Origin of the sequence: Ralstonia mojiangensis (genome assembly GCF_023955645.1) — a bacterium.
Taxonomy (GTDB): domain Bacteria; phylum Pseudomonadota; class Gammaproteobacteria; order Burkholderiales; family Burkholderiaceae; genus Ralstonia; species Ralstonia mojiangensis.
Map to the genome: position 1 here is coordinate 626,988 of NZ_JAMXHU010000001.1, position 23,749 is coordinate 650,736.

Here is a 23,749-nt window from a genome sequence, read left to right on the forward strand (position 1 = left end):
TCTTTGCCAAAACGCCTGAGCGGCGGTCCCACATGACGTACGAACTTCTGAACACCATCGACGATCCGGCCGACCTGCGCCGACTGGACCGCCGCCAACTCGGGCCGCTGGCCAACGAGCTGCGCGCCTTCGTGCTCGATTCCGTCTCTCAAACGGGCGGCCATCTGTCGTCGAACCTGGGTACGGTTGAACTGACAATCGCGCTGCATTACGTCTTCAACACGCCGGAAGATCGCATCGTGTGGGACGTCGGCCACCAGAGCTATCCGCACAAGATCCTGACGGGCCGCCGCGACCAGATGGGCTCGCTGCGCCAATTGGACGGCATCTCCGGCTTTCCGCGTCGTAGCGAGAGCCCGTATGACACCTTCGGCACCGCGCACTCGTCCACGTCGATTTCGGCCGCGCTGGGCATGGCCCTGGGCGCCAAGACCAACCATGAAGACCGTGTCGCCATTGCCGTGATCGGCGACGGCGCGATGAGCGCCGGCATGGCCTTCGAGGCGATGAACAACGCGGGCGTCTATAAAGACCTGCCGCTGGTGGTCGTGCTGAACGACAACGACATGTCCATCTCGCCGCCGGTGGGGGCGCTGAACCGCTACCTTGCGCGGCTGATGAGCGGGCAGTTCTACGCAGCCACCAAGAAAGGTGTGGAAAAGCTGCTGTCGGTGGCGCCGCCGGTGCTCGAGTTTGCCAAGCGCTTCGAAGAACACACCAAAGGCATGTTCGTGCCGGCCACGATGTTCGAGGAGTTTGGCTTCAACTACATCGGCCCGATCGACGGACATGATCTCGAATCGCTCGTGCCGACGCTGCAAAACATCCGCCAGCGTGCACGCGAAGGCGGCGGCCCGCAGTTCCTCCACGTCGTCACCAAGAAGGGCCAGGGCTACAAGCTGGCCGAGGCTGATCCGATCCTCTATCACGGCCCGGGCAAGTTCAATCCGCAAGAGGGCATCAAACCATCCGGGCGCCCGGCAAAGGTCACGTACACGCAGGTGTTCGGCCAATGGCTGTGCGATATGGCGGCGGCCGACAAGCGGTTGGTGGGCATTACGCCGGCCATGCGCGAAGGCTCCGGCATGGTGGAGTTCGAACAGCGCTTTCCGGACCGCTATTACGACGTCGGCATCGCCGAACAGCACGCCGTCACCTTCGCAGGCGGCTTGGCGTGCGAGGGGCTGAAGCCTGTTGTGGCCATCTATTCGACGTTCCTGCAGCGCGGCTACGACCAACTGATTCACGATGTGGCGCTGCAGAATCTGCCGGTGGTGTTTGCGCTGGACCGCGCCGGTCTGGTCGGCGCAGACGGCGCCACGCACGCCGGTGCCTACGACATTGCCTACCTGCGCTGCATCCCCAACATGATGGTGATGACGCCGGCCGATGAGAACGAATGCCGCCAACTCCTCAGCACAGCCTTCGCACAGGATTGCCCGACAGCGGTCCGCTATCCGCGTGGTGCCGGCACGGGCGTGGCGGTGCAGCCGACGCTGGAGCCGCTGCCGCTGGGCAAGGCCGAAGTTCGCCGCGCTTCCACGGCCCCGGCTGGCCAGCGTGTGGCGATTCTGGCATTTGGTTCGATGGTTGCCCCGGCTTCAGCAGCGGCTGAGCGCTTGGACGCGACCGTCGTCAACATGCGCTTCGTCAAGCCGCTCGACGTGGCCTGCGTGCTGGAAATGGCTCGCACGCACGATTACATGGTCACGGTAGAGGAAGGCTGCGTGATGGGCGGTGCCGGCAGCGCTTGTTTGGAAGCTCTGGCTGCCGCTGGTGTCGCAACGCCGGTGCTGCAGCTCGGTCTGCCCGACCGCTTTATCGATCATGGCGATCACGCTGCGCTGCTGGCGCAATGCGGGCTCGATGCCAACGGCATCCTCGCCTCCATCCGCGAGCGCTTTGCCGTACAGCCGCGCGCTGCAGCCCCGCGCGTCGCCTGAGTCACCTGTGGCTTCGGGCCATAGGCAGAATCAATCACCCGTATTGCATCCACGGGTATGAGTAGTTGACTGCAGAGGTAGGAAATTTCTTTTACACTCCGCCAGTCTTATTTCTGAATTGTGTGCGCAGTCGCGGGATGGGCCGATTCGATCACTTGAGGGGTGGTCACCGTCAGCCAGGTTCCGCGGTTTCACACTCGTTGCGTACCGGCCGACTGCGATGGCCGGGCGACCGTAGAGGAAACCGATCATGAACGATATGAACCCGGCTTTTGCGATGCCGGACGTGCAGTCCAGCCACGATACCCGCCAGATTCCCATTCAGCGCGTTGGCGTGCGCGGCGTGCGTTACCCGATGTCGCTGCAGACCCCCTCGGGCGTGCAGAGCACCGTTGGCACGTACAACCTCGATGTGCATCTTCCGGCCGACCAGAAGGGCACGCACATGTCGCGCTTCGTGGCGCTGCTCGAAGAAGAGCGCGAGCCGCTGAATCTGGCGCAGTTCCAGTTGCTGCTGGAAAAGATGCTGGAGAAGCTCGAAGCCGACGCCGGCCGCATCGAAGTCCACTTCCCGTATTTCGTCAGCAAGACCGCTCCGGTGTCGGGCGTGCAGTCGCTGATGGACTATGAAGTGACGATGATTGGCGAAGTGCGCGACGGCCACACCAAGGTCCGCGTCAAGGCGCTGGTGCCCGTGACGAGCCTGTGCCCGTGCTCGAAGAAGATCTCGCAGTACGGCGCGCACAATCAACGCTCACACATCACGATCGACGCCGAGCTGGCGGCCGATACGCCGGTCGAATCGCTCATTCGCATGGCCGAAGAAGAAGCATCGTGCGAACTGTGGGGCCTGCTCAAGCGCCCGGACGAAAAGTTCGTGACCGAGCGTGCGTACGAAAACCCGAAGTTCGTGGAAGACCTGGTGCGCGATATCGCCATGCGCCTGAACCAGGACGACCGCATCGTCGCCTACACGCTGGAAGCCGAAAACTTCGAGTCGATCCACAACCACAGCGCCTATGCGCTGATCGAGCGCGACAAGCGCACCGATAAGTAGTCGACGCTGCGTCCAAAGAAAAAGCCGCTCAACCGAGCGGCTTTTTTCATGCTGGCTGGATACGGATGTCTTCGAGGTCCCAGCGTGGCGTCACGCCGTAGCCGTAGCCGTCCTGCACCTGAGTGGGGTCTGCCTGCAGCCGCATCGCGCCGGCAAAAGCGATCATCGCGCCGTTATCGGTGCAGAACTGCAGGTCGGGGTAATAGACGCGCAAGCCGCGCTTTTTGCCCTCGGCGTTCAGGCCATCGCGCAACTGGCGGTTGGCGCCCACGCCACCGGCTACGACGATGCGCTTGAGGCCATGCTCGCGTGCCGCGCGCAGCGTCTTCTTGACGAGCACTTCAACGATGGCGTCTACAAACGCGCGAGCAAGGTCGGCGCGTGGCTGGTAGCAGGTCTCGCTGTCGGTCAGGTTGAGCTTGCGCACCTGCGTGAGCACCGCGGTCTTGAGGCCCGCGAACGAGAAATCGAAGTTGCCCGAATGGAGCATCGGCCGAGGCAGGTCGAATACGCCCGGGTTGCCGAATTCGGCCAAGCGCGACACGGCAGGGCCGCCCGGATAGCCGAGGCCGAGCAGCTTGGCGGTCTTGTCGAAGGCTTCGCCGGCGGCATCGTCGAGCGTCTCGCCGAGCAGCGTGTACTGGCCGACGGCATCGACGCGCATCAGCTGCGTATGCCCGCCCGAGACGAGCAGTGCCAGGAACGGAAACTCGGGCCGCTCTGCCTCCAGCAGGGGCGAAAGCAGATGCCCCTCCAGGTGATGCACGCCTACCAGCGGTTTGCCGAGCGCAAATGCCAGCGCATTGGCCACCGAAGCGCCCACCAGCAGCGCGCCGGCAAGTCCTGGCCCTTTTGTATAGGCAATGGCGTCGATGTCCGCGCGCGTGGCGCCGGCGTTGCCGAGCACCTCTTCGAGCAGCGGAATTACGCGGCGGATGTGATCGCGCGAGGCCAGCTCGGGCACCACACCGCCGTATTCGCGGTGCATGGCGATCTGCGAATACAGCGCATGCGCACGCAGGCCAGCCGCCGTGTCGTACAGGGCGACGCCGGTTTCGTCACAGGAGGATTCGATGCCGAGGACCAGCATGGCAAGCGGGAGTGAGGAATTGCAATGGGAAGGCCGCCGAAGATAGCACAAGTTAAAATGCGCGGTTTCTTCAAGAATAAGGCGGCGCAGCCATCATGATGCGGTGCGATGTAGCGGTGATCGGCGCGGGCGCGGCCGGGATGATGTGCGCGGCTGTGGCCGGGCAGCGCGGCGCCCGCGTTGTGCTGATCGATCACGCAACGAAACTGGCCGAGAAGATTCGCATCTCTGGCGGCGGCCGCTGCAACTTCACCAACATCAACGCGGGGCCGGCCAACTACCTGTCGAACAATCCGCACTTCAGCCGTTCGGCGCTGGCGCGGTACACGGCCCAGGATTTCATCAGTCTCGTTTCCAGCTACCGCATTCCGTATCACGAGAAGCACAAGGGCCAGCTCTTCTGCGACGACAGCGCGGAAGACATCATCCGCATGCTCGAAACCGAATGCGAGCGGGGCAACGTGATCTGGCGAACCGGCTGCTCCATCGCTGAAATCGGCAAGGACGGCGAGGCATATCGTCTGTCGACCAGCGCAGGCGAGATCATCGCCAACAAGGTGGTGATCGCCACGGGCGGCCTGTCGATTCCGAAGATCGGTGCGACGGATTTCGGGTATCGCATTGCGCGGCAGTTTGGCTTGAAGATCGTTGAGACGCATCCGGCACTGGTGCCGCTCACCTTCAATGCCGAGCATTGGGCGCCATTCTCGGCATTGTCCGGCGTGTCGATGGAGGTGGACGTGACCGTGGCGCAGCCGTCGGGCAAAGCTGGTCGCAAGGGGGGCGCGACGACGTTCCGCGAAGACTTGCTGCTGACCCATCGCGGGCTGTCGGGACCGGCCATTCTGCAGATCTCCAGTTTCTGGAATTCGGGCCAGCCGCTTGTCGTCGATCTGCTGCCGGACGCTGACGCGGCGCAGTGGCTGTGCGGTGAGAAGTCGGGTTCACGCAAGCAGCTCGGGACGGTGCTGGCGCAGCGCTTGCCGGAACGCGTCGCGCAGGCCTGGTGCGCCACGCACGGTGCCAACCCGCATACGCCGATTGCCGAGTTGCCGGACAAGGTGCTGCGCGTGCTGGGCGCCGCGCTCAACCGCTGGGAGCTGACACCGTCCGGCAGTGAAGGCTATCGCAAGGCTGAAGTCACGCGCGGCGGGGTCGACACGCGGGCGCTGTCATCGGCCACCATGGAGGCCCAATCGGCGCCCGGCCTGTACTTCATCGGCGAGGTGGTCGACGTGACGGGCTGGCTTGGCGGCTACAACTTCCAGTGGGCGTGGGCGTCTGCCGTGGCGGCAGGCGAGGCTGCCTCCGCCTGCTAATCCCCCACGGATCGGTCCTGGAACTGTTTGGGTTCTGTGCTACGATCAGTGATCCATTTTTCAAAGTTTGCAACCCGCTGGGCCCACCGTCCAAGCGGGTTTTGCCGTTTATCGGAGTTCGGAATGTCGCAGTTGTCCCTCAAGGCACAGATCACGGAAGACATGAAGGCCGCAATGCGCGCCAAGGAAACGGATCGTCTGGGCACGATCCGCCTGTTGCAGGCCGCCATCAAGCAGCGCGAGGTGGATGAGCGCATCGAACTGGATGACGCTGCCGTGCTGGCCGTGATCGACAAGATGCTGAAGCAGCGCAAGGATTCCATCACCGCATTCGAGCAAGCCGGCCGTGACGATCTCGTCGCCAAGGAAGCGGCAGAGGTGGCCGTGCTACAGGTCTATATGCCTGCACAACTGTCGGAAGCCGAAGTCGACGCCGCGGTGCGTGACGCCGTGGCCAAGGCCGGCGCAACTGGCCCGCAAGACATGGGCAAGGTGATGGGCATCCTCAAGCCGGCCCTGGCCGGCCGCGCCGACATGACGCAAGTCTCGGCACGCGTGAAGGCCGCCCTGACCGGCGCCTGAATCCCCTCCACACTCGTAGCATCCAAGGGGCGCACCCCGCGTGATCCCGCAGCCGTTCATTGACGACCTGCTCAACCGCGTCGATATCGTCGACGTGGTGGGCCGTTACGTGCAGTTGAAGAAGGGCGGTGCCAACTTCATGGGGCTATGCCCCTTCCATAACGAGAAGTCGCCGTCGTTCTCGGTGTCGCCCACCAAGCAGTTCTATCACTGCTTCGGCTGCGGCGCGCACGGCTCGGCCATTGGCTTCCTGATGGAGTTTTCTGGGCAGTCGTACGTCGAGGCCATCAAGGACCTCGCGCAGTCCGTCGGCATGGTGGTGCCCGAAGAACGCGGTGGCTTGCCGCCCGCTGCCCGCGCCGAGCAGCAAGCCAAGACCGTCGCACTGGGCGACGTCATGGCCCGCGCCTGCGAGCACTACCGCAAACAATTGCGAAGTGCACCCAACGCCATCCAATATCTCAAAGGCCGGGGCCTGACCGGCGAGATCGCCGCGCACTTTGGCCTCGGCTATGCGCCGGACGACTGGCAATCGCTCGAAGCCGTGTTCGGTCCGTATCGCGAAGACGCCACCGCTGGACCGCTCATTGAGGCCGGGCTCGTCATCGAAAGCGAAAAGACCAGCGCCGATGGCTCGCACCGCCGGTACGACCGCTTTCGCGATCGCATCATGTTCCCCATCCGCAATACCAAGGGCGTGGTGATCGGCTTCGGCGGCCGGGTGCTGGGGCAGGGCGAACCGAAATATCTCAACTCTCCCGAAACGCCGCTGTTCAGCAAGGGAACCGAGCTGTACGGCCTGTTCGAGGCGCGCAACGCCATCCGCGAGTTCGACTATGTGCTGGTCGTGGAAGGCTACATGGACGTCGTCGCGCTGGCGCAGCTCGGGTTTGCCAATGCGGTGGCGACGCTGGGCACGGCCTGCACGCCCGTCCACGTGCAGAAGCTGCTGCGGCAGGTCGATACCGTCATCTTCTCGTTCGACGGGGACAGTGCGGGGCGCCGCGCTGCACGTCGTGCGCTCGAAGCGTGTCTGCCGCACGCTACCGACAACAAGACGATCAAGTTCCTCTTCCTGCCCTCCGAACACGATCCGGACAGCTTCGTGCGGGAAGAGGGCACCGAAGCCTTTGCCCGTGAAGTGCACAACGCCATGCCGCTGTCGCGCTTCCTGCTGCAGGCCGTGACCGAAGACCTCGACCTGCGTCAACCCGAGGGTCGTGCTCGCGCCCAATACGAAGCCAAGCCGCTGCTGAGCGCCATGCCCGCCGGCGGCCTGCGCCTGCAGATCGTGCGTGGCTTGGCCGACATGACCGGCACCACGCCCGCCGACATCGAAGCGCTATGTGGCCTTCGCAGCGACCCGGCCCAAGCAGGCCGCATGACGCAGAAGCGACCCCGCGTGGCGCGCACAGCACCCACTGCGCTGGAGCAGAAGGTGCTGCGCCTCCTGATGCGCTATCCCGCACTGGCCGCACGGCTCGACGCTGATGCCCGCACCCAGTTGACTGCGCCGCAATTGCCCCAAGGTGAGGTATTGGCGGGGCTGCTGGCAGAATGCGACGCTGTGGGTCCGGAAGTGCACTTCGGAGCCTTTGTCGAGCGCCTGGAACAGACGCCCTATGCCGAAGCTTTTGCCGGGCTGCGCACCGCCGTGCTCCAGGATGACATCGAGCTGGAGCCGGCCATTTCCGAATTCGATACCGCCGTGCAAAAGATGCTGGCCGAGCCACTTAAGCGCGAGCTGGAATTGTTGCAGCGGAAGATGGAAGCCGGCCATGCCGGCGATGACGACAAGGAGCGCATGCGCTGGCTGGTGGGCGAAATCAGCCGCCGTCGGCAGCTTGTGTAGCGCATAAGCCGCAGCGCCAAGCTCCAAGCGGGGCGGGCAATTGCGGGTAGCCCCTTGATTTTTCAGGCGAAAACCCGATTTTCGTTTAGACCGGCTTGGTCTGGCGTGCTAGAATAGCCGGTTTGGATTGCAAGTCCTTTTTCCCATTTTTGGGGGAGTGAGCGTGCCCATGGTGAAGGTGAAGACCTCCGCGAAGGCCGGTTCCAAGGCCAGTCCTGCTTCTGTTTCTGCCAAGCGATCCTCATCGGCGCGCGGCTCCGGAGGAGGAAAGACACCAGCGGGAACGGCGAAAGTCGCGAATGGTCGGACCCATATAGGGCAGGCAGGATCGACAGGGGTGAAGGCCACTGCGCCGGCAAAGACGGGGAAAACCCAGCCGCGCCAGACCGCCGATATCGCCGTCGCTGCCAAGACTGTCAAACCGACAGCGCGCACAAAGGGCGCGATCCAATCTTCAACCTCAGGCAAGGTCTCGACGTCGATGAGCACGAGCGCCAGACCTGGCGGCACAGCCGCTTCCGTCGCACTCAAGGGCAAGACAACCACCGTGGCGAAATCGAAAGTTACCGAAGTCGAGAGCAAGCAGACCACTGCCAGCGCAAGCGCAACCAAGACGGGTACCGCTCGTACCAGCACCGCAGCCAAGCCAGCTAAGGCAACCGCGGAAGACACCAAGCGCACCGCCCAGGCAGAGGCCACCCCCACAACTCCTCCTGCGCCCCGCGCCGAGGCAGCAGCCGAGCCCAAGAAGCGCGGCCGCAAGCCCAAGGCAGAGACGCAGGCAGACGACGACAGCAGCACGGACGTGACTGAAGAATTTGACACCCCCGCCGCTCCGGCACCGAAAACCGAAAAGCTGAAGGCCCGTGACCGCAAGGCCAAGGAAAAAGCCCTGCTCAAGGAATTCGCTGCCTCGCAGCAAGGCGGTTCGGAAGAAGAGCTCGAGGCCCGCCGCCAGAAGCTCAAGGCGCTGATCAAGCTGGGCAAATCGCGCGGCTACCTGACCTACGCCGAAATCAACGACCACCTTCCCGACGACATGGTCGACGTGGAGTCGCTGGAAACGTTGGTCGCCACGCTCAACGACATCGGCGTTGCCGTGTACGAGCAGGCGCCGGACGCTGAAACGCTGCTCCTGAACGACAACGCACCTTCCGTGACCACGGAAGAAGAGGCTGAAGAAGAAGCTGAAGCCGCGCTGTCGACGGTTGATTCCGAATTCGGCCGCACGACCGACCCGGTCCGCATGTACATGCGCGAAATGGGCACGGTCGAGCTGCTGACGCGCGAAGGCGAAATCGTGATCGCCAAGCGCATCGAAGCCGGCCTGAAGGACATGGTCATGGCGATCTCGGCGTGCCCGGTCACCATTTCCGAAATCCTCGCCATGGGCGAGCGCGTGGCCAACGACGAAGCCAAGATCGACGAGTACATCGATGGCTTGATCGACCCGAACGCTGAAGCCGATGCAGCCGCTGCTGCTGAGGAAGAAGAGGAATTCGAGGAAGAGGAAGCCGCAGAAGAGGGCGACGAAGAGGAAGACGAGGACGATGAAGGCGCCGGCGCTGCCGCAGCCTCGGCCCGTCAACTCGAAGAGCTCAAGCAGGCTGCGCTGGTGAAGTTTGGTGTGATCGGCGAGCAGTTCGACAAGATGCGTCGTGCTTTCGAGAAGGAAGGCTACAAGTCCAAGCCTTACGTGAAGGCACAGGAAGCCATCCAGGCCGAGCTGATGACGATCCGCTTTACGGCACGTAACGTCGAGCGCCTGTGCGACACGCTGCGCGGCCAGGTGGACGAAGTGCGCAAGCTCGAGCGCGCCATCCTGAACATCGTGGTCGACAAGTGCGGTATGCCGCGCGGCGACTTCGTTGCGCGCTTCCCGGGCAACGAGACGAACCTGAAGTGGATCGAGACCGTGGTGGCTGACGGCAAGCCGTACAGCACCATCGTTGAGCGTAACGTGCCGGCCGTGCACGAACTGCAGCAAAAGCTGATCGACCTGCAGGCGCGCGTGGTGCTGCCGCTGACCGAGCTGAAGGACGTCAATCGCAAGATGTCGGAAGGCGAGCGCCGTGCCCGTGAGGCCAAGCGTGAGATGACCGAGGCCAACCTGCGTCTGGTGATCTCGATCGCCAAGAAGTACACGAACCGCGGTCTGCAGTTCCTCGACCTGATCCAGGAAGGCAACATCGGCCTGATGAAGGCCGTGGACAAGTTCGAATACCGTCGCGGCTACAAATTCTCGACGTACGCCACGTGGTGGATCCGCCAGGCCATTACGCGTTCGATCGCCGATCAGGCGCGCACCATCCGTATTCCGGTGCACATGATCGAGACGATCAACAAGATGAACCGCATCTCGCGTCAGATCCTGCAGGAAACCGGCAACGAGCCGGATCCCGCAACTCTGGCCGAGAAGATGGAGATGCCGGAAGACAAGATCCGCAAGATCATGAAGATCGCGAAGGAGCCGATCTCCATGGAAACGCCGATCGGTGACGACGACGACTCCCATCTGGGCGATTTCATCGAGGACACGAACACGCTGGCCCCGGCCGAAGCGGCGCTGCATGGCTCCATGCGCGGCGTGGTGAAGGACGTGCTCGATTCGCTGACGCCGCGCGAAGCCAAGGTGCTGCGCATGCGCTTCGGTATCGAAATGAGCACCGACCACACGCTGGAAGAAGTCGGCAAGCAGTTCGACGTGACCCGCGAGCGTATCCGTCAGATCGAAGCGAAGGCACTGCGCAAGCTGCGTCATCCGAGCCGTTCCGACAAGCTGAAGAGCTTCCTGGAAGGCAGCTGATTCTGTAGCGAAGCAGGCGATTTTCCGAGTGGGCTTGCGCCCACTTTCAGGTAAAATCCCGCACCAGGCCCGGCCTAAGCGCCGGGTCTCTTTTTTTTCCCGTTTCACGGGGCCGGACGCCGTGCTGGTTGCAGGCAGCGGACTCATAATCCGCCTCCGAAAGGACACCGTGGGTTCGAATCCCACCCGGCCCACCATCTTTTCCTTTCCCGCCTTTTTCCCTTCATCCGCGTTTGCGTGCCGTTTTTTATCTGGCGGCTTTCTCTCGCCTTTGCGCGCGCTATTGTCGCGGGATCGTATTTTGCTACCTAGGTGGGTTTTGGCGAAATATATTCATTTCGAAATAATTGAATAACGCCGTATTGCGCCGTCATTCCCCCCAACCGGAGGGGGGAGTTTAAAACGCTTCAAACGAAACCGTTTCATTCCCTCGTTTGAAAAACCGTCAGACCGCGCCGCGCCTGCTTGCGCGGGGGATTGCAGCCGCTGTTTTGAATGAAATCTCTATTTACTTCATACTCTGAGCGGACCATAGTTTCGGCCATAACGATAAGCAAATAGCCAGTAGCGTATCCTTCGGAGACACAGGATGTTACGCATTCAAAACGGGCCCTTCCAGCATTCCGCTTCTGCGCGTGCCCCCGCGCGTCATCGCCATCGTTGTCACTGCAGCAGCGGTGGCGCGGCTCGTTCACGCTAGCAGCGTTACCTCGATTTCTTGGGATCGGCACCCAGCCGATCTGCGTGATACCCGGCAAACCATCGGGTAACGCAACCAAAGCTCGTCCGTCGCTTTTGTAGTTCGCAAGTCGATCTGCCGACGGGGCAGGTCGTGCGCTGTCGGCTGTCGTTTGCCGACAGGCGGGGGTATTGACCGGCTGTTGCACACATTCGCCGGCCCAAAACACAACAAGTTCCAAAACGTGAGGAGACAACCATGGGTAGTCGACGTCATCTTTTTGTTGTCATGGCAACCAGTTGCATAGTGGCCATGCCATTCATTGGCGGGTGCGGTGGGGCGGACGACCCCGGCTCGTCGGATGTTGCGCAGTGTTCGGGCAGTTCCTGCCCGCCTAGTGGAGCGGTCACCACACCCAGCACGCCGACCAGTCTGTGCCCGGCGGCGCTGGACTACACGACCACGTACACCGGCGGCTCGGGCAGCGGTGAGTACATCAAGGTCAAGTTCGACACGAGCAAGAACACGTACCAGATGCAGTTCCTGGAGTCGTCGGTGCCCACATCGGCGGGCCAGGTCAATACGACGCGCAAAGGGTTGACCATCGACGGTACGTTCGTCCATCCGACCAACTTGCCGACCCCTGAGCAGAACCGCTGCGCTTTCGTGCTCCAGTCGGGCAAGACGGCCGACAACAGCTACGCGATCACCGTCAATCCGCAAGACCCGCCGATGCTGTTTGTTGGCCAGGGCATTGTGGGTGGCGGCATTCCGGGGGCCACCATCCAATTTGCCGGCATTCAGCCGATTCCAGGCGTCGTGATTGGCGCAGTGCCGTCGCGCACGTTCGATTTCTATCCGTTCCTGGGCTTCTCCGAGACAGTGACGGATTTCTCGCAGGTGGCGGGGCGCTACAACCAGGTCGGTGTGCATGTCACGCCCACGGGTTCGGGCAGCCAGACCTCGGCGCCGCAAGGCTGGCAACCTGATGCCGTCAACTGGACGCAAACGTTGAATGCCGATGGCACGTGTACTGCGGAAGGTATCGATTACTCCTGCCATACGACGGGCACCCCATGGACGCTGCGTCAGAACGCCGACGGCTCGCAGGACAACGTGTTTGTCAGCAACCCGACGAGCGGCAGCGTGCCGTATCCGTATGTCGGCCAGGTCTCGCCGCTGGTGCTGCTGGCGCCAAGCCAGGCCAAGGGCATTCTCATCGCAGGCAAGCTGAACGGGCAGGTGGTGCCGGTGGTGATCCGTGTCGGCTACTCGCATAGCGATGCGACGAACCTGCTGGCTTCGGTGGCGGATGACCAGATCGGTATCTCGATCCTTTCGCCCGCGACGGCGATCCCGGCCAACGCGCTCAAGGGTGGCTATGTTGGGGCGACCAGCGGCTCGGCTTGCGGCGTGGTCACCAACAATGGTCCGAGCGGTGCGCCTGCCAGTGGCAACGGCTTGAACGCGACGATCGATCACCCGGAACTGTCGGGCTCATTTAGCGGTGGCTTCTTCCACGCCAATGCCGGCAACTGCAGCGATGGCACGGCCGTGTCGACGCTGGCCGCCAACTACACCTCCACGCTGTTCCAGAACGGCACCGCGGCCTTCATCAACCCGCTCACCTCGCGTGTGACGGCGCAGTTCGGCCTGGACTACACGCAAACCTCGCCGGGCAAGCTGATCGTGACCGCGCAGAACGACTTCAACGCGCAAGGCGCCAGCGGCAACGTCGCGTTGTTCAAGGCGGGCGACACCGGCGTGGCCGTCAAGGTGGGCAACGTGTACGCAATGCTCATGAACAACAACAAGTACAACCCGTTCTTCACGGTCGGCGCATTCGTCCAGTGAAGCGCGCAGCTACGAAACCACATGCGGCGGCGTGCGTGACGTGTGCACGCTGCGCTGCCGCGGCTGAACAACAACATGGAGGAGACGCAAATGCAATGGCGTAAATGGTTGGTCGTGCTCGCGTGCGCGCCGATGGTGACAGCTTGCGGAGGTGGCGGAGATGATTCGCCGGCTCCGGTGATCCAGCGCCTGTGTCCGCAGGCCATCGACTACAACACCGTGTTCACCGGTGGGTCGGGCTCGGGTGAACTGGTGAAGGTGCAGCTCGACACGACGAAGATGACGTACCAGATCACGTATCTGGCCTCGCCGATTCCGGTCAAGACGGGCACCGTCGCTCCCACGCGCGATACGGCCCCCAACAACGTGCAGACCGGCACGCTCACGCAAGAGACGGCGCTGCCCACCGAGAAGCTGAACCAGTGCGCATTCCGCCTGAATAACGCAAGCCTTGATCCGAGCCGGCCTGCACGGTTCTTCCTCGGTCAGGGCGTGCTGGGCGGCACGATCCCGGGAGCGACGATCCAGTTCGACGGCATCGTTGGCGTGGGCAAGATTCCGCAAACTACGTTCCCGTATTACCCGTTCATCAGCTTCTCGAACACCGAGACCGATCTGAACAAGATCGCGGGCAACTACAACCAACTCGGCTACCACCAGGTGCCGTCGCAGAGCTTCTCGCAGCAGGCGGTCGACGCGCGTTTCACCATCAACGCGGACGGCACCTACACCGAGTGCGACAACCTGGGCGTGAAGAATGGCGGGGCCTGCCTGACGTCAAGCGCGACGGTCAACCAGAAGCTGACGCTGCGCGGCGATGCGCCGGCCTTCACCACGCTGAACTATCAGCCGCAGGTGCCGGCAACGGTGTCGTCGCTCGATCCGGCCAAAGCGGGCAAGGGCGTGATGATCGTGGGCAAGTTGTATGGCCAGCTTGTGCCGATCTTCATTCGCGTGGGCGCAGCCAACTCCGATCTGACGGCTGGTCCGCCGGTGGCGGACGACGAGTCCGGCATCTCGATGATGGCGCCGGTCGGCAACATCGCGCAGGGCTCGCAAGACGGCGAATACACCGGTGTGGACAGCACGTTCAACTACCGCGCGACGGCGCTGGTGGGTGCGCAGGCCACGATGCTCGATCCGTTCAACGCATCGCAGGCAGCGCTGACGCGACCGCTAAACCTCGACTTCACGCAGACCGTCCTGGGCGTGATCCGCACCACGCAGACCAGCGCACCGGCCGGCTCGGCCCCGACGGGCAAGCTGATCTTCACCGGCAAGACCTTCGGCTTCCTGGATATGAGCGATACGAAGAACCCGTACTTCACGGTGGGCGCCTTCGTGCAGTGACGTTTTCGGAATAACACGCCACGGGGCGCGGCACAGACCACCGCGCTCCGCTCAGAACAACAGGAGGAAGCATCATGAAGAAACTGACTGTCGCATTGGTGGCGGCCTGCGCATCCGCAGGGGCCATGGCGCAGCAGGCCGGTGACAACGTGGCGACGGTGGGCTGGTTCCACATCATGCCGCAGGACTCGAGCAACAACCTGACCACCAGCGTGATCAATGCGCCGATCAATGATCCGCTGCGCTTGCCGGGTAGCTTCACGTCGCCCAACAGCGGGCTGCGGGTGAGCAACGCCAACACGCTGGGCCTGACGCTCACGCATTTCTTTACCGACAACATTGCGCTGACGACGATTGCCGGCGTGCCGCCCGAATTCAAGCTGACCGGGCACGGCGTGATCCGCGCGCCCGGGCCCGCAGGCGCACTCGGTCACGTCGATCTGGACGATCCATCCAATCAGCCGGCCGTGCGCAAGGCGCGCCAATGGAGCCCGGGGGTCATCCTGCAGTGGTACTTCGGGCACGCGCAGTCGACGTTCCGTCCGTTCGTTGGTGTGGGTGTGGTCTACAGCTTCTTCACCAACATCGAGCTGAATCCGTACTTTGCGGCGGCGGTGAATCGCGAACTGGGTAGCGTGCTGGCAGCGGGGGCGGGCAAGCCGGGGCCGACGTATGTGGAAGGGAAATCGTCGTCGTCGTGGGCGCCGATCTTCAACCTGGGGGCGAGCTACGCGATCAACAAGCAATGGGCATTGACGGCAACGGTCTCGTATCTGCCACTCAAGACCGAAGCGGCAACCGTCATCAAGGCGGCGGACGGGACCACGCTGGCGACCACCAAGACCACGCTCAAGGCCAATCCGATCATCACGTTCGTCGGGGTGTCGTACAAGTTTTAGCTGGGTGTCGGCTGTCTGCGCCTGGCTAATTGGCGCGGCGTGAATCGAGCGGGAACCGGTTTGCGCCGCATTCTTAAGGCGGTTTCTACCGTCAGTTCTAGTGAGGCAATAAATGAGCACACGTAAAGTCGTATCTCTTGCAGTTGCACTCGCACTTGCCACCGTAGCAGCCACACCCGCACTTGCCGTCACCGTTTCGCGTGTCGATGGTCAACCGATGAACCCGAATGGCGAGCCATTCTCGGTCACCGGCCAGACCACGTTGTCCAAAGGCTCCATCAGCGCCAATTGCACAGCGACCTTCACCGGTACGATCACGCCTTCGGGCATCGTCAACATCACGTCCACATCGTTTACCGGCGGTGGGACGTGCGGCCTTATCTCGGGAACGACCCCGTGGACCGGCCAGGCCGACAGCACCACCCAGCTGTCGATCAACAACGCAGGGGTCAGCGTGTTCCTGCTGGGCAGCTGTGGCCCCAGCAAGGTCGTGACCGCCTGGAATGACCCGAACTCGTCGCTCACGTTCACCAACGCACTGCTCACACCGGACTGCACGGTGAGCGGCACGGTGGTATCCACGCCGAAGTTCCACGTGCAATAAGCACGTACCCGGTTAACGGCCGGTTGCGCAGCCGCCGTCGATTGGTCTGAAGCATGGGCCCGGCATGTCGGGCCTTGTTTCTTTTGGGGCACGTATTTCTCTCTGGGCAATACCCCTGTCGCCAATGGCGGCAATGCAAAGTGCTGCGGCGGTGGCATGATCCGGCTTTTGCCGCTGCACCGGGGCAGCGGTCTTTCCCAGGAGCCAAGACATGCGTTTGCTCACCTCTGCCGCCGTGGCCGCCGCGATGGCGGCGTCTATCGGATTTGCCCACGCCCAATCTGCATCAGGCGTAGCCGCCCCCGCTACGCAACAACGCACCCAGGTGCCCGGCTATTACCGCATGGCGCTGGGCGATGACGTTGTGACCGCCCTCTACGACGGCTACACCGATCTGCCGGCCAAGACCTTGATTGGCCTGAATGCGCAATCGGTGCAGAGCCTGCTGGCGCGGATGTTCGTATCGAATACGCCGGGCATGCAGACGGCGGTGAACGGCTTCCTGATCGACACGGGCGCCAAGCGCATCCTTGTCGATACGGGTTCTGGCACGTGCTTTGGCCCGACGATGGGCGGCCTGGCGGGCAACGTCCGTGCGTCCGGTTACCAGCCGGAGCAGATCGACGCCGTGCTGCTGACGCACTTGCATCCGGACCACGCGTGCGGCCTGTTGACGCCGCAAGGCCAGCCGGCCTTCCCGAACGCGCAGGTGTATGTGGCCGCGCCGGAAGCCGATTTCTGGCTGAGCGAAACGATTGCCGCTTCCAAGCCGACCGACATGCAACCGTTCTTCAAGATGGCGCGCGACTCGGTGGCGCCATATGCCGCCGCGGGTAAGCTCAAGCAATTCAAGCCGGGCGACGAGGTCGTGCCGGGCGTACGCTCGGTGGTCGCCAACGGGCATACCCCAGGGCACAGCGGTTACCTGTTTGCATCAAAGGGACACAGTCTGCTAGTGTGGGGCGACATCGTGCACAGCCACGCCGTGCAGTTCCAGCACCCGGAGGTCGCGTTCGAATACGACGTCGACAAGAAAGCTGCTGTTGCCTCGCGCCGCAAGCTGTTTGGGGAAGCCGCGCGGGACAAGCTTTGGGTGGCAGGCGCACATCTGCCGTTCCCGGGCCTGGGGCACGTGCGCCGCGACGGCAACGCCTTCGCCTGGGTGCCGATCGAGTACGGTCCGCTGCGCACGGACCGCGCTGACTGATCGTCGATTGGTCCGTCAGGCGCCTGCCGGTCGCTTCATCTTGCAAGTGGTCGGCAGGTCCAGGTCTTTGGCCGGGGTTGCGCTCTCGGTTTTGTGGCCCCATTGGGTGCCGTCGTAGCCAACCTTGACGGTCTTCCCGTCCACCGGTGCGATCGTCGATACCACCTGCGGCAGCAGCAACTGGTGATCGACCTTGCGCATCGTGACGTCGCCGAGAAAGCTCTGCTTCTGCATGCCTTCCAGCGCGAGCGCAATCTTCAGCGGATCGGTGGAATTGGCTTTGCGGATGGCGTCCGTCAAGAGTTCGACGGACAACACGGTGCGCGGGGCGAAGTGTTCGCCGGCGGGCGTCTGCCGCACGCGCGCATCCATCTGCATCAGTTGCGCGTTGCCGTTGCCGGGCGTCCATTCCGAAACCCACGTCACCTTGCCGATCTTGGCCTGCGACACTGCCAGCACGGTGCCCGGGGCGCCCGCGCCGCTGTGGTTCAGATAGCGCACGTCGTAGCTCATGTCGCCAGCAGCCTTGATGAGCAGGTTCAGGTCTTGCCCCCAGTTGCCGGTGAGGAGTGTGTCAGCGCCCGTCGCCTTGGCCTTCGAGACGTAAGGCGCGAAGTCCTTCACCTTGCCGATCGGGTGCAGCGTCTCTCCGGTGAACTGCACGTCGGGCCGCGCGGCCGAGATCATCTGCTTGCCCAATGATGCCCACAGCCGCCCGTGCGCGTAGTCCTGGTTCAGCGAGTAGACCTTGCGGATATCGGGCTGCGTTTTCACAAAATTGGCCAGTGCGCGCATCTTCATCGCGGTGTTGGCTTCGGTGGCGAAGTGCCAGAAGCTGCAATGCGCGCCGGTCAGGTCGGGATCGATCGACGCGTAATTGATGATCAGCACGCGCTTGGTTGGATTGCGCTCGTTGTGCTTGGTGGCGGCATCCACCATGGCGGCCACCACGGATGAGCCCGAGCCGCCGGTGAAGACGATCTTCGCCCCCGCGTCGATGGCGCTCTGCAGGGCCGACAAACTGTCTTGCGCCGACAGCTTGTTGTCATAGGTCGACAGCTCGTAGCGGGCACCGTTCAGCACGCCCTGCGGTTGTGCGTTGGCGTCGTCGATGCCGAGTTTCAGATTCGCCAGAAACTGCTCGCCCACATTCGAGAGCGGCCCGCTCAGTTGATCGATGAACGCTACCTTGATCGGGGCCGGGTCGACGGCGTAGGCCAGTGGTGCGCACGAGAGCGCACCTGCACAAGCCAACGCGGACAAGGGACGGGCAAAGCGGATCACTGCGGGCATGTCTCCTCCTTGTGTGTGTTCTCGTCTACCAGGTGTCGATGAAGCGGCGCGTGGCTGGGTCGCGCGCGTGCCGCGGCTGCGCAGGCGGTGTCGATTGCAGCCCGCGCAACAGCCAGCGACGCGTATCGGCCGGGTCGATCACGGCGTCGATTTCGAGATAGCTGGCGATGTTGAGCGCACGGCCTTCCTCGTAGGCGGCATCGACCATCTTGCGGAACAGCGCCTCGCGCTCTGCCAGGTCTTCCACCGCTTCCAGCTCTTTGCGGTAACCCAGCCGGATGGCGCCTTCGATGCCCATGCCGCCAAACTCGCCGCTGGGCCACGACGCGGTGAAGAACGGCGCGTGGAAACCACCTGCCGCCATGGCCATCGCCCCCAGGCCGTAGCCTTTGCGCAGCACGACGGTGAAGAAGGGCACGCGCAGGTTGCCCGCCGTCACGAACATGCGGCTGACGTGGCGTACGGTGGCCGTCTTTTCCGCCTCCGGTCCGACCATGAAACCTGGTGTGTCGCACAGCGAGACGATGGGCAGGTCGAATGCGTTGCACAGCTGCATGAAGCGCGATGCCTTGTCCGCCGCTGCAGAATCAATGGCGCCGCCCAGGTGGCGCGGGTTGTTGGCGATGCAGCCGAAGGCGCGGCCTTCGATACGGATCAGCGCGGTGATGATGCCCACGCCAAAGGCTTGCCGCAATTCCAGAACCGAACCTGTGTCGGCCAACGCATCGATCACGGAGCGCATGTCGTAGCTGCGCATGCGGTTTTCGGGAATCGCGTGGCGCAGGTGGCGCACGTCGCCGGCTTCCCAGTGGGCGAGCGGGCCCTGGAAATAGCTCAGGTAACGGCGTGCGACATCCACGGCTTCGGTTTCGTTTTCGACCAGGACATCGATCACGCCATTGGGCGCCTGCACGCTCACGGGGCCGACCTCTTCGGGCGCATAGACACCCAGGCCGCCGCCTTCGATCATGGCCGGACCGCCCATGCCGATGGTGGCGTCGCGCGTTGCGATGATCACGTCAGCGCAGCCCAGCAGCGCGGCATTGCCCGCAAAGCATCGGCCCGACACGATGCCGACCGTCGGTACCAGCCCCGAGAGGCGCGCGAAGTGAATGAAGGTGGGGCAGTCGAGGCCGCTGACGCCGCGCTTTTCGGTGTCGCCCGGCCGGCCGCCGCCGCCTTCGGCAAACAGCACAACGGGCAGCTTCCATTGCTGCGCCAGCTCCAGCGCGCGGTCGGTCTTCTTGTGGTTGAAGGTGCCTTGCGTGCCGGCCAGCACGGTGTAGTCGTACGCGAGCACCATGCAGCGCGCGTCCTGATCCGGGAAGTGCGCGCCGTTGACGGTGCCAATGCCGGTGATGATGCCGTCAGCCGGTGTGGCGCGAATCAAGTCATCGAGCGCGCGGCGTTGACGTTGCGCGGCGATGGCGAGCGCGCCGTACTCGATGAATGAGCCGGCGTCGCACAAGTGGTCGATGTTCTCGCGCGCGGTGCGCTGGCCGGTCTTGCGACGGCGGGCAACGGCATCCGGGCGGTTCGCGTCGAGGCCGAATGCATAGCGGTCGATGACGGCCTGCAGGTCGGGGCGAATGTGGTCGAGGTCGATCTCTGCGTCGGCTGCGGCGTCGTCGTGTTGGGCTTCGCCAAGCTGGAGCACGGCCAGCGGCTGGCCCTCGCGCACCGTTGCGCCCGGCTGAGCGCAGACCTGCAACACGCGTCCGGCCGCGGGCGCGATGATGACGTGCTCCATCTTCATTGCTTCGATCACGGCCAGCACGTCACCGCGCGCAACCACGGCGCCGGCTTCCGCGTGGATCTGAATGAGCGCGCCATCCATTGGCGCGGTGAGGATTTCCGCATCGTCAGGAAGCTCGTCGACGAATGATGTTGAGGGCGTGAGGTCGGTGGTTGCGACCGATGTGGCGTGCAGCGCGGGATGGGCTTCGCCATTGCCAGCGGCCAATTCGGCGAGCTTCGCATCGAGGAACTGTGTGTGCACAGCGTTGGCCTGCACGTCGGCGTCGCGCAGCAAGTCTTGCAGCAGCCGCTTGTTGGTGGCCAGCCCTTCGATGCGGAATTCGCACAGCGCGCGATACGTCTGTGCCAGCGTCTGCGCATATGTGCCGTGCGGCGCGTGGACGATCAATTTGGCCAGCAGCGAATCAAAGCGCGGGTTCGGACGGTAGCCCGCATAACCGCAGGTGTCGACGCGCACGCCAGGGCCATTGGGTGGTTCGAATGCGGTGAGCGTGCCGGTAGACGGATGCGGCTGTCCGGATGCATCAATCGTCTCGGCATTGATCCGCACTTGCACGGCGTGGCCGCGAGGGGCGATCGGCCGGGCAAGCCCCAGATCGGCGAGCGAAGCACCTTGCGCCAGGGCCAGTTGCGTCATCACCAGGTCGACGCCCGTCACCATCTCCGTGACGGTGTGCTCGACTTGCACGCGCGGGTTGGCTTCCATGAAGTAGAACGTGGCGTGCGGCGTGCCCGCGCCTTCCACGAGGAACTCGAATGTGCCAATGCCGGTGTAACCCGCCGCTTTGGCGAGCGTGACGGCAGCGTCAGCGATGCGCGTGCGCAGGGCCTCGTCCAACGCGGGGCTGGGCGCGATCTCGATCAGCTTCTGGTGACGGCGCTGCAGGCTGCATTCACGCTCACCGAGGTGCACAACGTGGCCATGTGCGTCTGCAACGATCTGGATTTCGATATGGCGCGGTGCGGGCACGAGTGCTTCCACATAGACGTCGCCGCCACCACCCGCGGCGGTGGCTTCCGAGACGCAGCGGGCATACGCGTCGGCAATCGCTTGCGCATCGTGCACGGCGCGCATGCCGCGTCCGCCGCCGCCGGCCACGGCCTTGATCATCATGCCGTGCGAGGGCGGCAGCGCGGCGAAGAAGGCGCGCGCATCTTTAAGCGTGGTCGCGCCTTGCGTGCCGCTGACGACGGGAACGCCGGCCTCGTGCGCAAGTGCCCGCGCGCGTGCCTTGTCGCCAAAGAGATCGAGCACGCGCGGTGACGGTCCGATGAACTGCATGCTGGCCTGCGCGCACTGGCGTGCGAAGGCAGCGTTCTCGCTCAGGAAGCCATAGCCGGGATGCACCGCATCGGCGCCGACAGCGCGTGCAGCAGCGAGGATGTCCGCACCGTCGAGATATGCGCGCGGACCGGTGCCGGGCAAGGGCACAGCTTCATCGGCGCGCAGTGGATGCAGCGCGTCGCGATCGTCTTCGGAATAAACAGCGACGGACGGCAAGCCTATCGTGGCGGCTGCGCGGGCAATGCGAATGGCGATCTCGCCGCGATTGGCGATCAGCAGTTTGCGAAACGTCATGGAGCGGGCGTGGGTTAGAGCTGTTCAGCGAGTGGTGCGAGGTCCTGCTTGCGCACCTTGCCGGTGGCCGTGAGTGGCAGGGCGTCGACGATGCGCACGATGGGCACCTTGTAGACGGCCATGTTCTCGCGGCACCAACTGGTGAGGGCGGCGTCATCCAATGTGCCGACGGCCTCGGGCCGCAGCATCACGAAGGCGACGGGAAGCTGGCCGCGTTGTTCGTCGGCGCGGCCCACCACGGCAGAACCGAGGATGGCCGGATGCTTGCCGAGCATGGCTTCGATCTCGGCCGGAAACACGCTCATGCCATTGACCTTGAGCATCTCCTTGCGGCGGCCCAGATAGTGGACATAACCCTGTTCGTCGATGCAGCCGATGTCGCCGGTGTGGAACCAGCCGTTGCGCAGGGTTTGCGCGGTGGCGTCTGGCTTGTTCCAGTAGCCTTTGAGCAGCGTCGGCGTGCGCACGCAGAGTTCGCCTTCGGCGCCGATCGGCATCAATTCGTGCGTGTCGAAATCGCAAATCTTGAAGTCGGTGCCCGGCACCGGCAACCCGACGAAAATCGGTTGCGATCGCAGGTCGAAATCGTCGTCCTGCATGCCGACCGTGAAGCTGTTGCAGGTCTGCGTTTCCGTCATGCCCCAGGCGCTCTCGGCCATCATCGAGCCGGTCAGTTCACGCCACGCTCGGCGGTATTCGGGGTTGAGCTTTTTCACGAATGACGACACGCCCGTATGCCGCAGCGAGCGTAAGTCGTACGCATGCACACGCGGATGTGCCATCACCTCGGCCGCGCTGTCGACAAGCATCGAGCCATTGGTCACGCGGTAGCGCTGCACGCCAGCCATGAAGGCCTTCGCATCCCATCGAGCGAGCAACACCAGCGGCACGCCAAGGAAGGCAGGGAAGATCAGCCCCGTGTTCTCACCGGCAATCCAGAATTGCGGATAGAAGCTGAGCATGACGGTGTCGGCATCCGCGCGCAGCGACACGGCTGAGAACGCGGCAGCCATATCCACCATGTCGCCCTGCGTATGGATGCAGCCCTTGGGCAGCCCCGTCGTGCCGCCGGTGTAGTTGAGCGCGGCAACTGCATCGAGTGAGGCAGGAGGCAAGGGGATCGGCGTGGTCTGTGCCAATGTGGGCAACAAGTCGATTGCATCGTCGCAGGCCAGCGGCGGCTCGGTCAGCATTGCCGGGAGCGGCAGCGTCGGCTGTACGGGCAGCACGTCTGCGTAACGGGTGACGAAGATGTGCTCGATCGATGTTTCGGCGCGCACGTCACGCACCAGCGGCATGAGGCGATCGAGCGTGACGATGGTGCGCGGTGTCGCGTCGCTCAGCGCATGCATCAACTCCGCCCGCTGCGACAGGGGGCTGATCGGCACATACACTGCGCCCAGCTTGAGAATGCCGAAAAACACCGCATTGAATTGCGGGCAGTTCGAAAGGAACACCGCAACGCGGTCGCCCGCGCCAATGCCGTGTTGCGCGAGCAGCGCGGCGAAGCGGTCGGAGAGATCGTCGAGCTGGGCGAACGTCGTGTCGTGCCCATAGAAGTGGATGGCCGGCTTGTCTGGCGTGGTGCGCGCCCAGTGCCGTAGATAGTCGGTGAGGGCGGCGCGCCCGATCGGGTAATGCGGCTCGCGGGGGGTATCGACCGGCCATGCGCGCGCCCAGAGCGCGCGAACGCGGCCGAGATACTCGGACTCGTCCATCGCCAAAGCTTGTCTCCGTTGGGTTGTGCAGTGCGTGCGCACGGCGGCGCCGCACTATCTATACTGGAAAGTAATTTTTTATACCAACGGGTAAGAATATAGAAAGCGTTCTTTGATGCGTCAAGCATTTGAGACAGTGATGTCGCCAAGATGCGTGTA

The 23,749-nt window shown here is 63.5% G+C and carries 16 protein-coding genes and 1 tRNA gene; 12 read left to right on the forward strand and 5 right to left on the reverse strand.

What is annotated here, in order from left to right; genetic code table 11:
- Positions 1-32 precede the first annotated feature (32 nt).
- Together dxs and folE2 are read left to right on the forward strand one after the other, a co-directional pair.
- Positions 33-1,943 (forward strand): 1-deoxy-D-xylulose-5-phosphate synthase, encoded by a 1,911-nt coding sequence (gene dxs, locus NG898_RS02920; RefSeq protein WP_252691007.1) that lies wholly within the window; start codon positions 33-35, stop codon positions 1,941-1,943.
- Between the two features lie 250 nt (positions 1,944-2,193).
- Entirely contained in the window at positions 2,194-3,000 is an 807-nt protein-coding gene (gene folE2 / locus NG898_RS02925; RefSeq protein ID WP_252691008.1) for a GTP cyclohydrolase FolE2, read from the forward strand.
- A gap of 46 nt (positions 3,001-3,046) precedes the next feature.
- On the opposite strand, the gene tsaD is transcribed toward folE2, so the two are convergent.
- Complete coding sequence (gene tsaD, locus NG898_RS02930; RefSeq protein ID WP_252691009.1) at positions 3,047-4,090, reverse strand: tRNA (adenosine(37)-N6)-threonylcarbamoyltransferase complex transferase subunit TsaD; 1,044 nt, start codon at positions 4,088-4,090, stop codon at positions 3,047-3,049.
- A gap of 95 nt (positions 4,091-4,185) precedes the next feature.
- Between tsaD and NG898_RS02935 the strand changes: the two genes are divergently transcribed.
- The 3 genes from NG898_RS02935 to dnaG all read left to right on the forward strand — a co-directional run bounded on the left by NG898_RS02935 (position 4,186) and on the right by dnaG (position 7,843).
- Positions 4,186-5,409 carry a BaiN/RdsA family NAD(P)/FAD-dependent oxidoreductase gene (locus NG898_RS02935; protein ID WP_252691010.1) on the forward strand — a complete coding sequence of 408 codons (1,224 nt, stop codon included), beginning with the start codon at positions 4,186-4,188 and terminating at the stop codon, positions 5,407-5,409.
- 132 nt (positions 5,410-5,541) lie between these two features.
- Positions 5,542-5,991, forward strand: a complete 450-nt coding sequence (locus tag NG898_RS02940) for a GatB/YqeY domain-containing protein (RefSeq protein ID WP_065859072.1) — start codon at positions 5,542-5,544, stop codon at positions 5,989-5,991.
- 40 nt (positions 5,992-6,031) lie between these two features.
- Positions 6,032-7,843, forward strand: coding sequence for a DNA primase (dnaG, locus tag NG898_RS02945; protein WP_252691011.1), 1,812 nt, complete (start codon positions 6,032-6,034; stop codon positions 7,841-7,843).
- A gap of 108 nt (positions 7,844-7,951) precedes the next feature.
- On the opposite strand, the gene NG898_RS26165 is transcribed toward dnaG, so the two are convergent.
- Positions 7,952-8,332, reverse strand: a complete 381-nt coding sequence (locus NG898_RS26165; protein ID WP_252691012.1) for a hypothetical protein — start codon at positions 8,330-8,332, stop codon at positions 7,952-7,954.
- Between NG898_RS26165 and rpoD the strand changes: the two genes are divergently transcribed.
- The 7 genes from rpoD to NG898_RS02985 all read left to right on the forward strand — a co-directional run bounded on the left by rpoD (position 8,325) and on the right by NG898_RS02985 (position 17,242).
- Positions 8,325-10,649 carry an RNA polymerase sigma factor RpoD gene (gene rpoD / locus NG898_RS02955; RefSeq protein ID WP_235193145.1) on the forward strand — a complete coding sequence of 775 codons (2,325 nt, stop codon included), beginning with the start codon at positions 8,325-8,327 and terminating at the stop codon, positions 10,647-10,649. The genes NG898_RS26165 and rpoD overlap by 8 nt on opposite strands.
- 109 nt (positions 10,650-10,758) lie before the next feature.
- A tRNA-Ile gene (locus NG898_RS02960) sits at positions 10,759-10,846 on the forward strand.
- A gap of 740 nt (positions 10,847-11,586) precedes the next feature.
- The gene (locus NG898_RS02965; RefSeq protein ID WP_252691013.1) at positions 11,587-13,182 is read left to right on the forward strand and encodes a DUF2957 domain-containing protein; all 1,596 of its coding nucleotides are present in this window, start codon (positions 11,587-11,589) and stop codon (positions 13,180-13,182) included.
- A gap of 90 nt (positions 13,183-13,272) precedes the next feature.
- Positions 13,273-14,532, forward strand: coding sequence for a DUF2957 domain-containing protein (locus NG898_RS02970; RefSeq protein ID WP_252691014.1), 1,260 nt, complete (start codon positions 13,273-13,275; stop codon positions 14,530-14,532).
- A gap of 74 nt (positions 14,533-14,606) precedes the next feature.
- A complete protein-coding gene (locus NG898_RS02975; protein ID WP_252691015.1) occupies positions 14,607-15,431 on the forward strand; it encodes an OmpW/AlkL family protein in 825 nt (274 codons plus the stop codon).
- A 112-nt stretch (positions 15,432-15,543) separates the two neighbouring features.
- Positions 15,544-16,035 (forward strand): hypothetical protein, encoded by a 492-nt coding sequence (locus NG898_RS02980; protein WP_092969277.1) that lies wholly within the window; start codon positions 15,544-15,546, stop codon positions 16,033-16,035.
- A gap of 211 nt (positions 16,036-16,246) precedes the next feature.
- The gene (locus NG898_RS02985) at positions 16,247-17,242 is read left to right on the forward strand and encodes an MBL fold metallo-hydrolase (protein ID WP_252691016.1); all 996 of its coding nucleotides are present in this window, start codon (positions 16,247-16,249) and stop codon (positions 17,240-17,242) included.
- 15 nt (positions 17,243-17,257) lie between these two features.
- On the opposite strand, the gene NG898_RS02990 is transcribed toward NG898_RS02985, so the two are convergent.
- The 3 genes from NG898_RS02990 to NG898_RS03000 are packed head-to-tail and all read right to left on the reverse strand — an operon-like array spanning position 17,258 to position 23,590.
- Positions 17,258-18,535 carry a branched-chain amino acid ABC transporter substrate-binding protein gene (locus NG898_RS02990; RefSeq protein WP_252691017.1) on the reverse strand — a complete coding sequence of 426 codons (1,278 nt, stop codon included), beginning with the start codon at positions 18,533-18,535 and terminating at the stop codon, positions 17,258-17,260.
- Positions 18,536-18,560: 25 nt separating this feature from the next.
- Entirely contained in the window at positions 18,561-21,872 is a 3,312-nt protein-coding gene (locus tag NG898_RS02995; RefSeq protein WP_252691018.1) for an acetyl-CoA carboxylase family protein, read from the reverse strand.
- Between the two features lie 14 nt (positions 21,873-21,886).
- The gene (locus tag NG898_RS03000; RefSeq protein WP_252691019.1) at positions 21,887-23,590 is read right to left on the reverse strand and encodes an AMP-binding protein; all 1,704 of its coding nucleotides are present in this window, start codon (positions 23,588-23,590) and stop codon (positions 21,887-21,889) included.
- Positions 23,591-23,749: the final 159 nt, after the last annotated feature.

Coding starts and splice junctions, on each gene's coding strand:
- dxs (WP_252691007.1), top strand. CDS start 33: ATGACGTACGAACTTCTGAACACCATCGACGATCCGGCCGACCTGCGC.
- folE2 (WP_252691008.1), top strand. CDS start 2,194: ATGAACGATATGAACCCGGCTTTTGCGATGCCGGACGTGCAGTCCAGC.
- tsaD (WP_252691009.1), bottom strand. CDS start 4,090: ATGCTGGTCCTCGGCATCGAATCCTCCTGTGACGAAACCGGCGTCGCC.
- NG898_RS02935 (WP_252691010.1), top strand. CDS start 4,186: ATGATGCGGTGCGATGTAGCGGTGATCGGCGCGGGCGCGGCCGGGATG.
- rpoD (WP_235193145.1), top strand. CDS start 8,325: ATGAGCACGAGCGCCAGACCTGGCGGCACAGCCGCTTCCGTCGCACTC.
- NG898_RS02965 (WP_252691013.1), top strand. CDS start 11,587: ATGGGTAGTCGACGTCATCTTTTTGTTGTCATGGCAACCAGTTGCATA.
- NG898_RS02970 (WP_252691014.1), top strand. CDS start 13,273: ATGCAATGGCGTAAATGGTTGGTCGTGCTCGCGTGCGCGCCGATGGTG.
- NG898_RS02975 (WP_252691015.1), top strand. CDS start 14,607: ATGAAGAAACTGACTGTCGCATTGGTGGCGGCCTGCGCATCCGCAGGG.
- NG898_RS02980 (WP_092969277.1), top strand. CDS start 15,544: ATGAGCACACGTAAAGTCGTATCTCTTGCAGTTGCACTCGCACTTGCC.
- NG898_RS02985 (WP_252691016.1), top strand. CDS start 16,247: ATGCGTTTGCTCACCTCTGCCGCCGTGGCCGCCGCGATGGCGGCGTCT.
- NG898_RS02990 (WP_252691017.1), bottom strand. CDS start 18,535: ATGCCCGCAGTGATCCGCTTTGCCCGTCCCTTGTCCGCGTTGGCTTGT.
- NG898_RS02995 (WP_252691018.1), bottom strand. CDS start 21,872: ATGACGTTTCGCAAACTGCTGATCGCCAATCGCGGCGAGATCGCCATT.
- NG898_RS03000 (WP_252691019.1), bottom strand. CDS start 23,590: ATGGACGAGTCCGAGTATCTCGGCCGCGTTCGCGCGCTCTGGGCGCGC.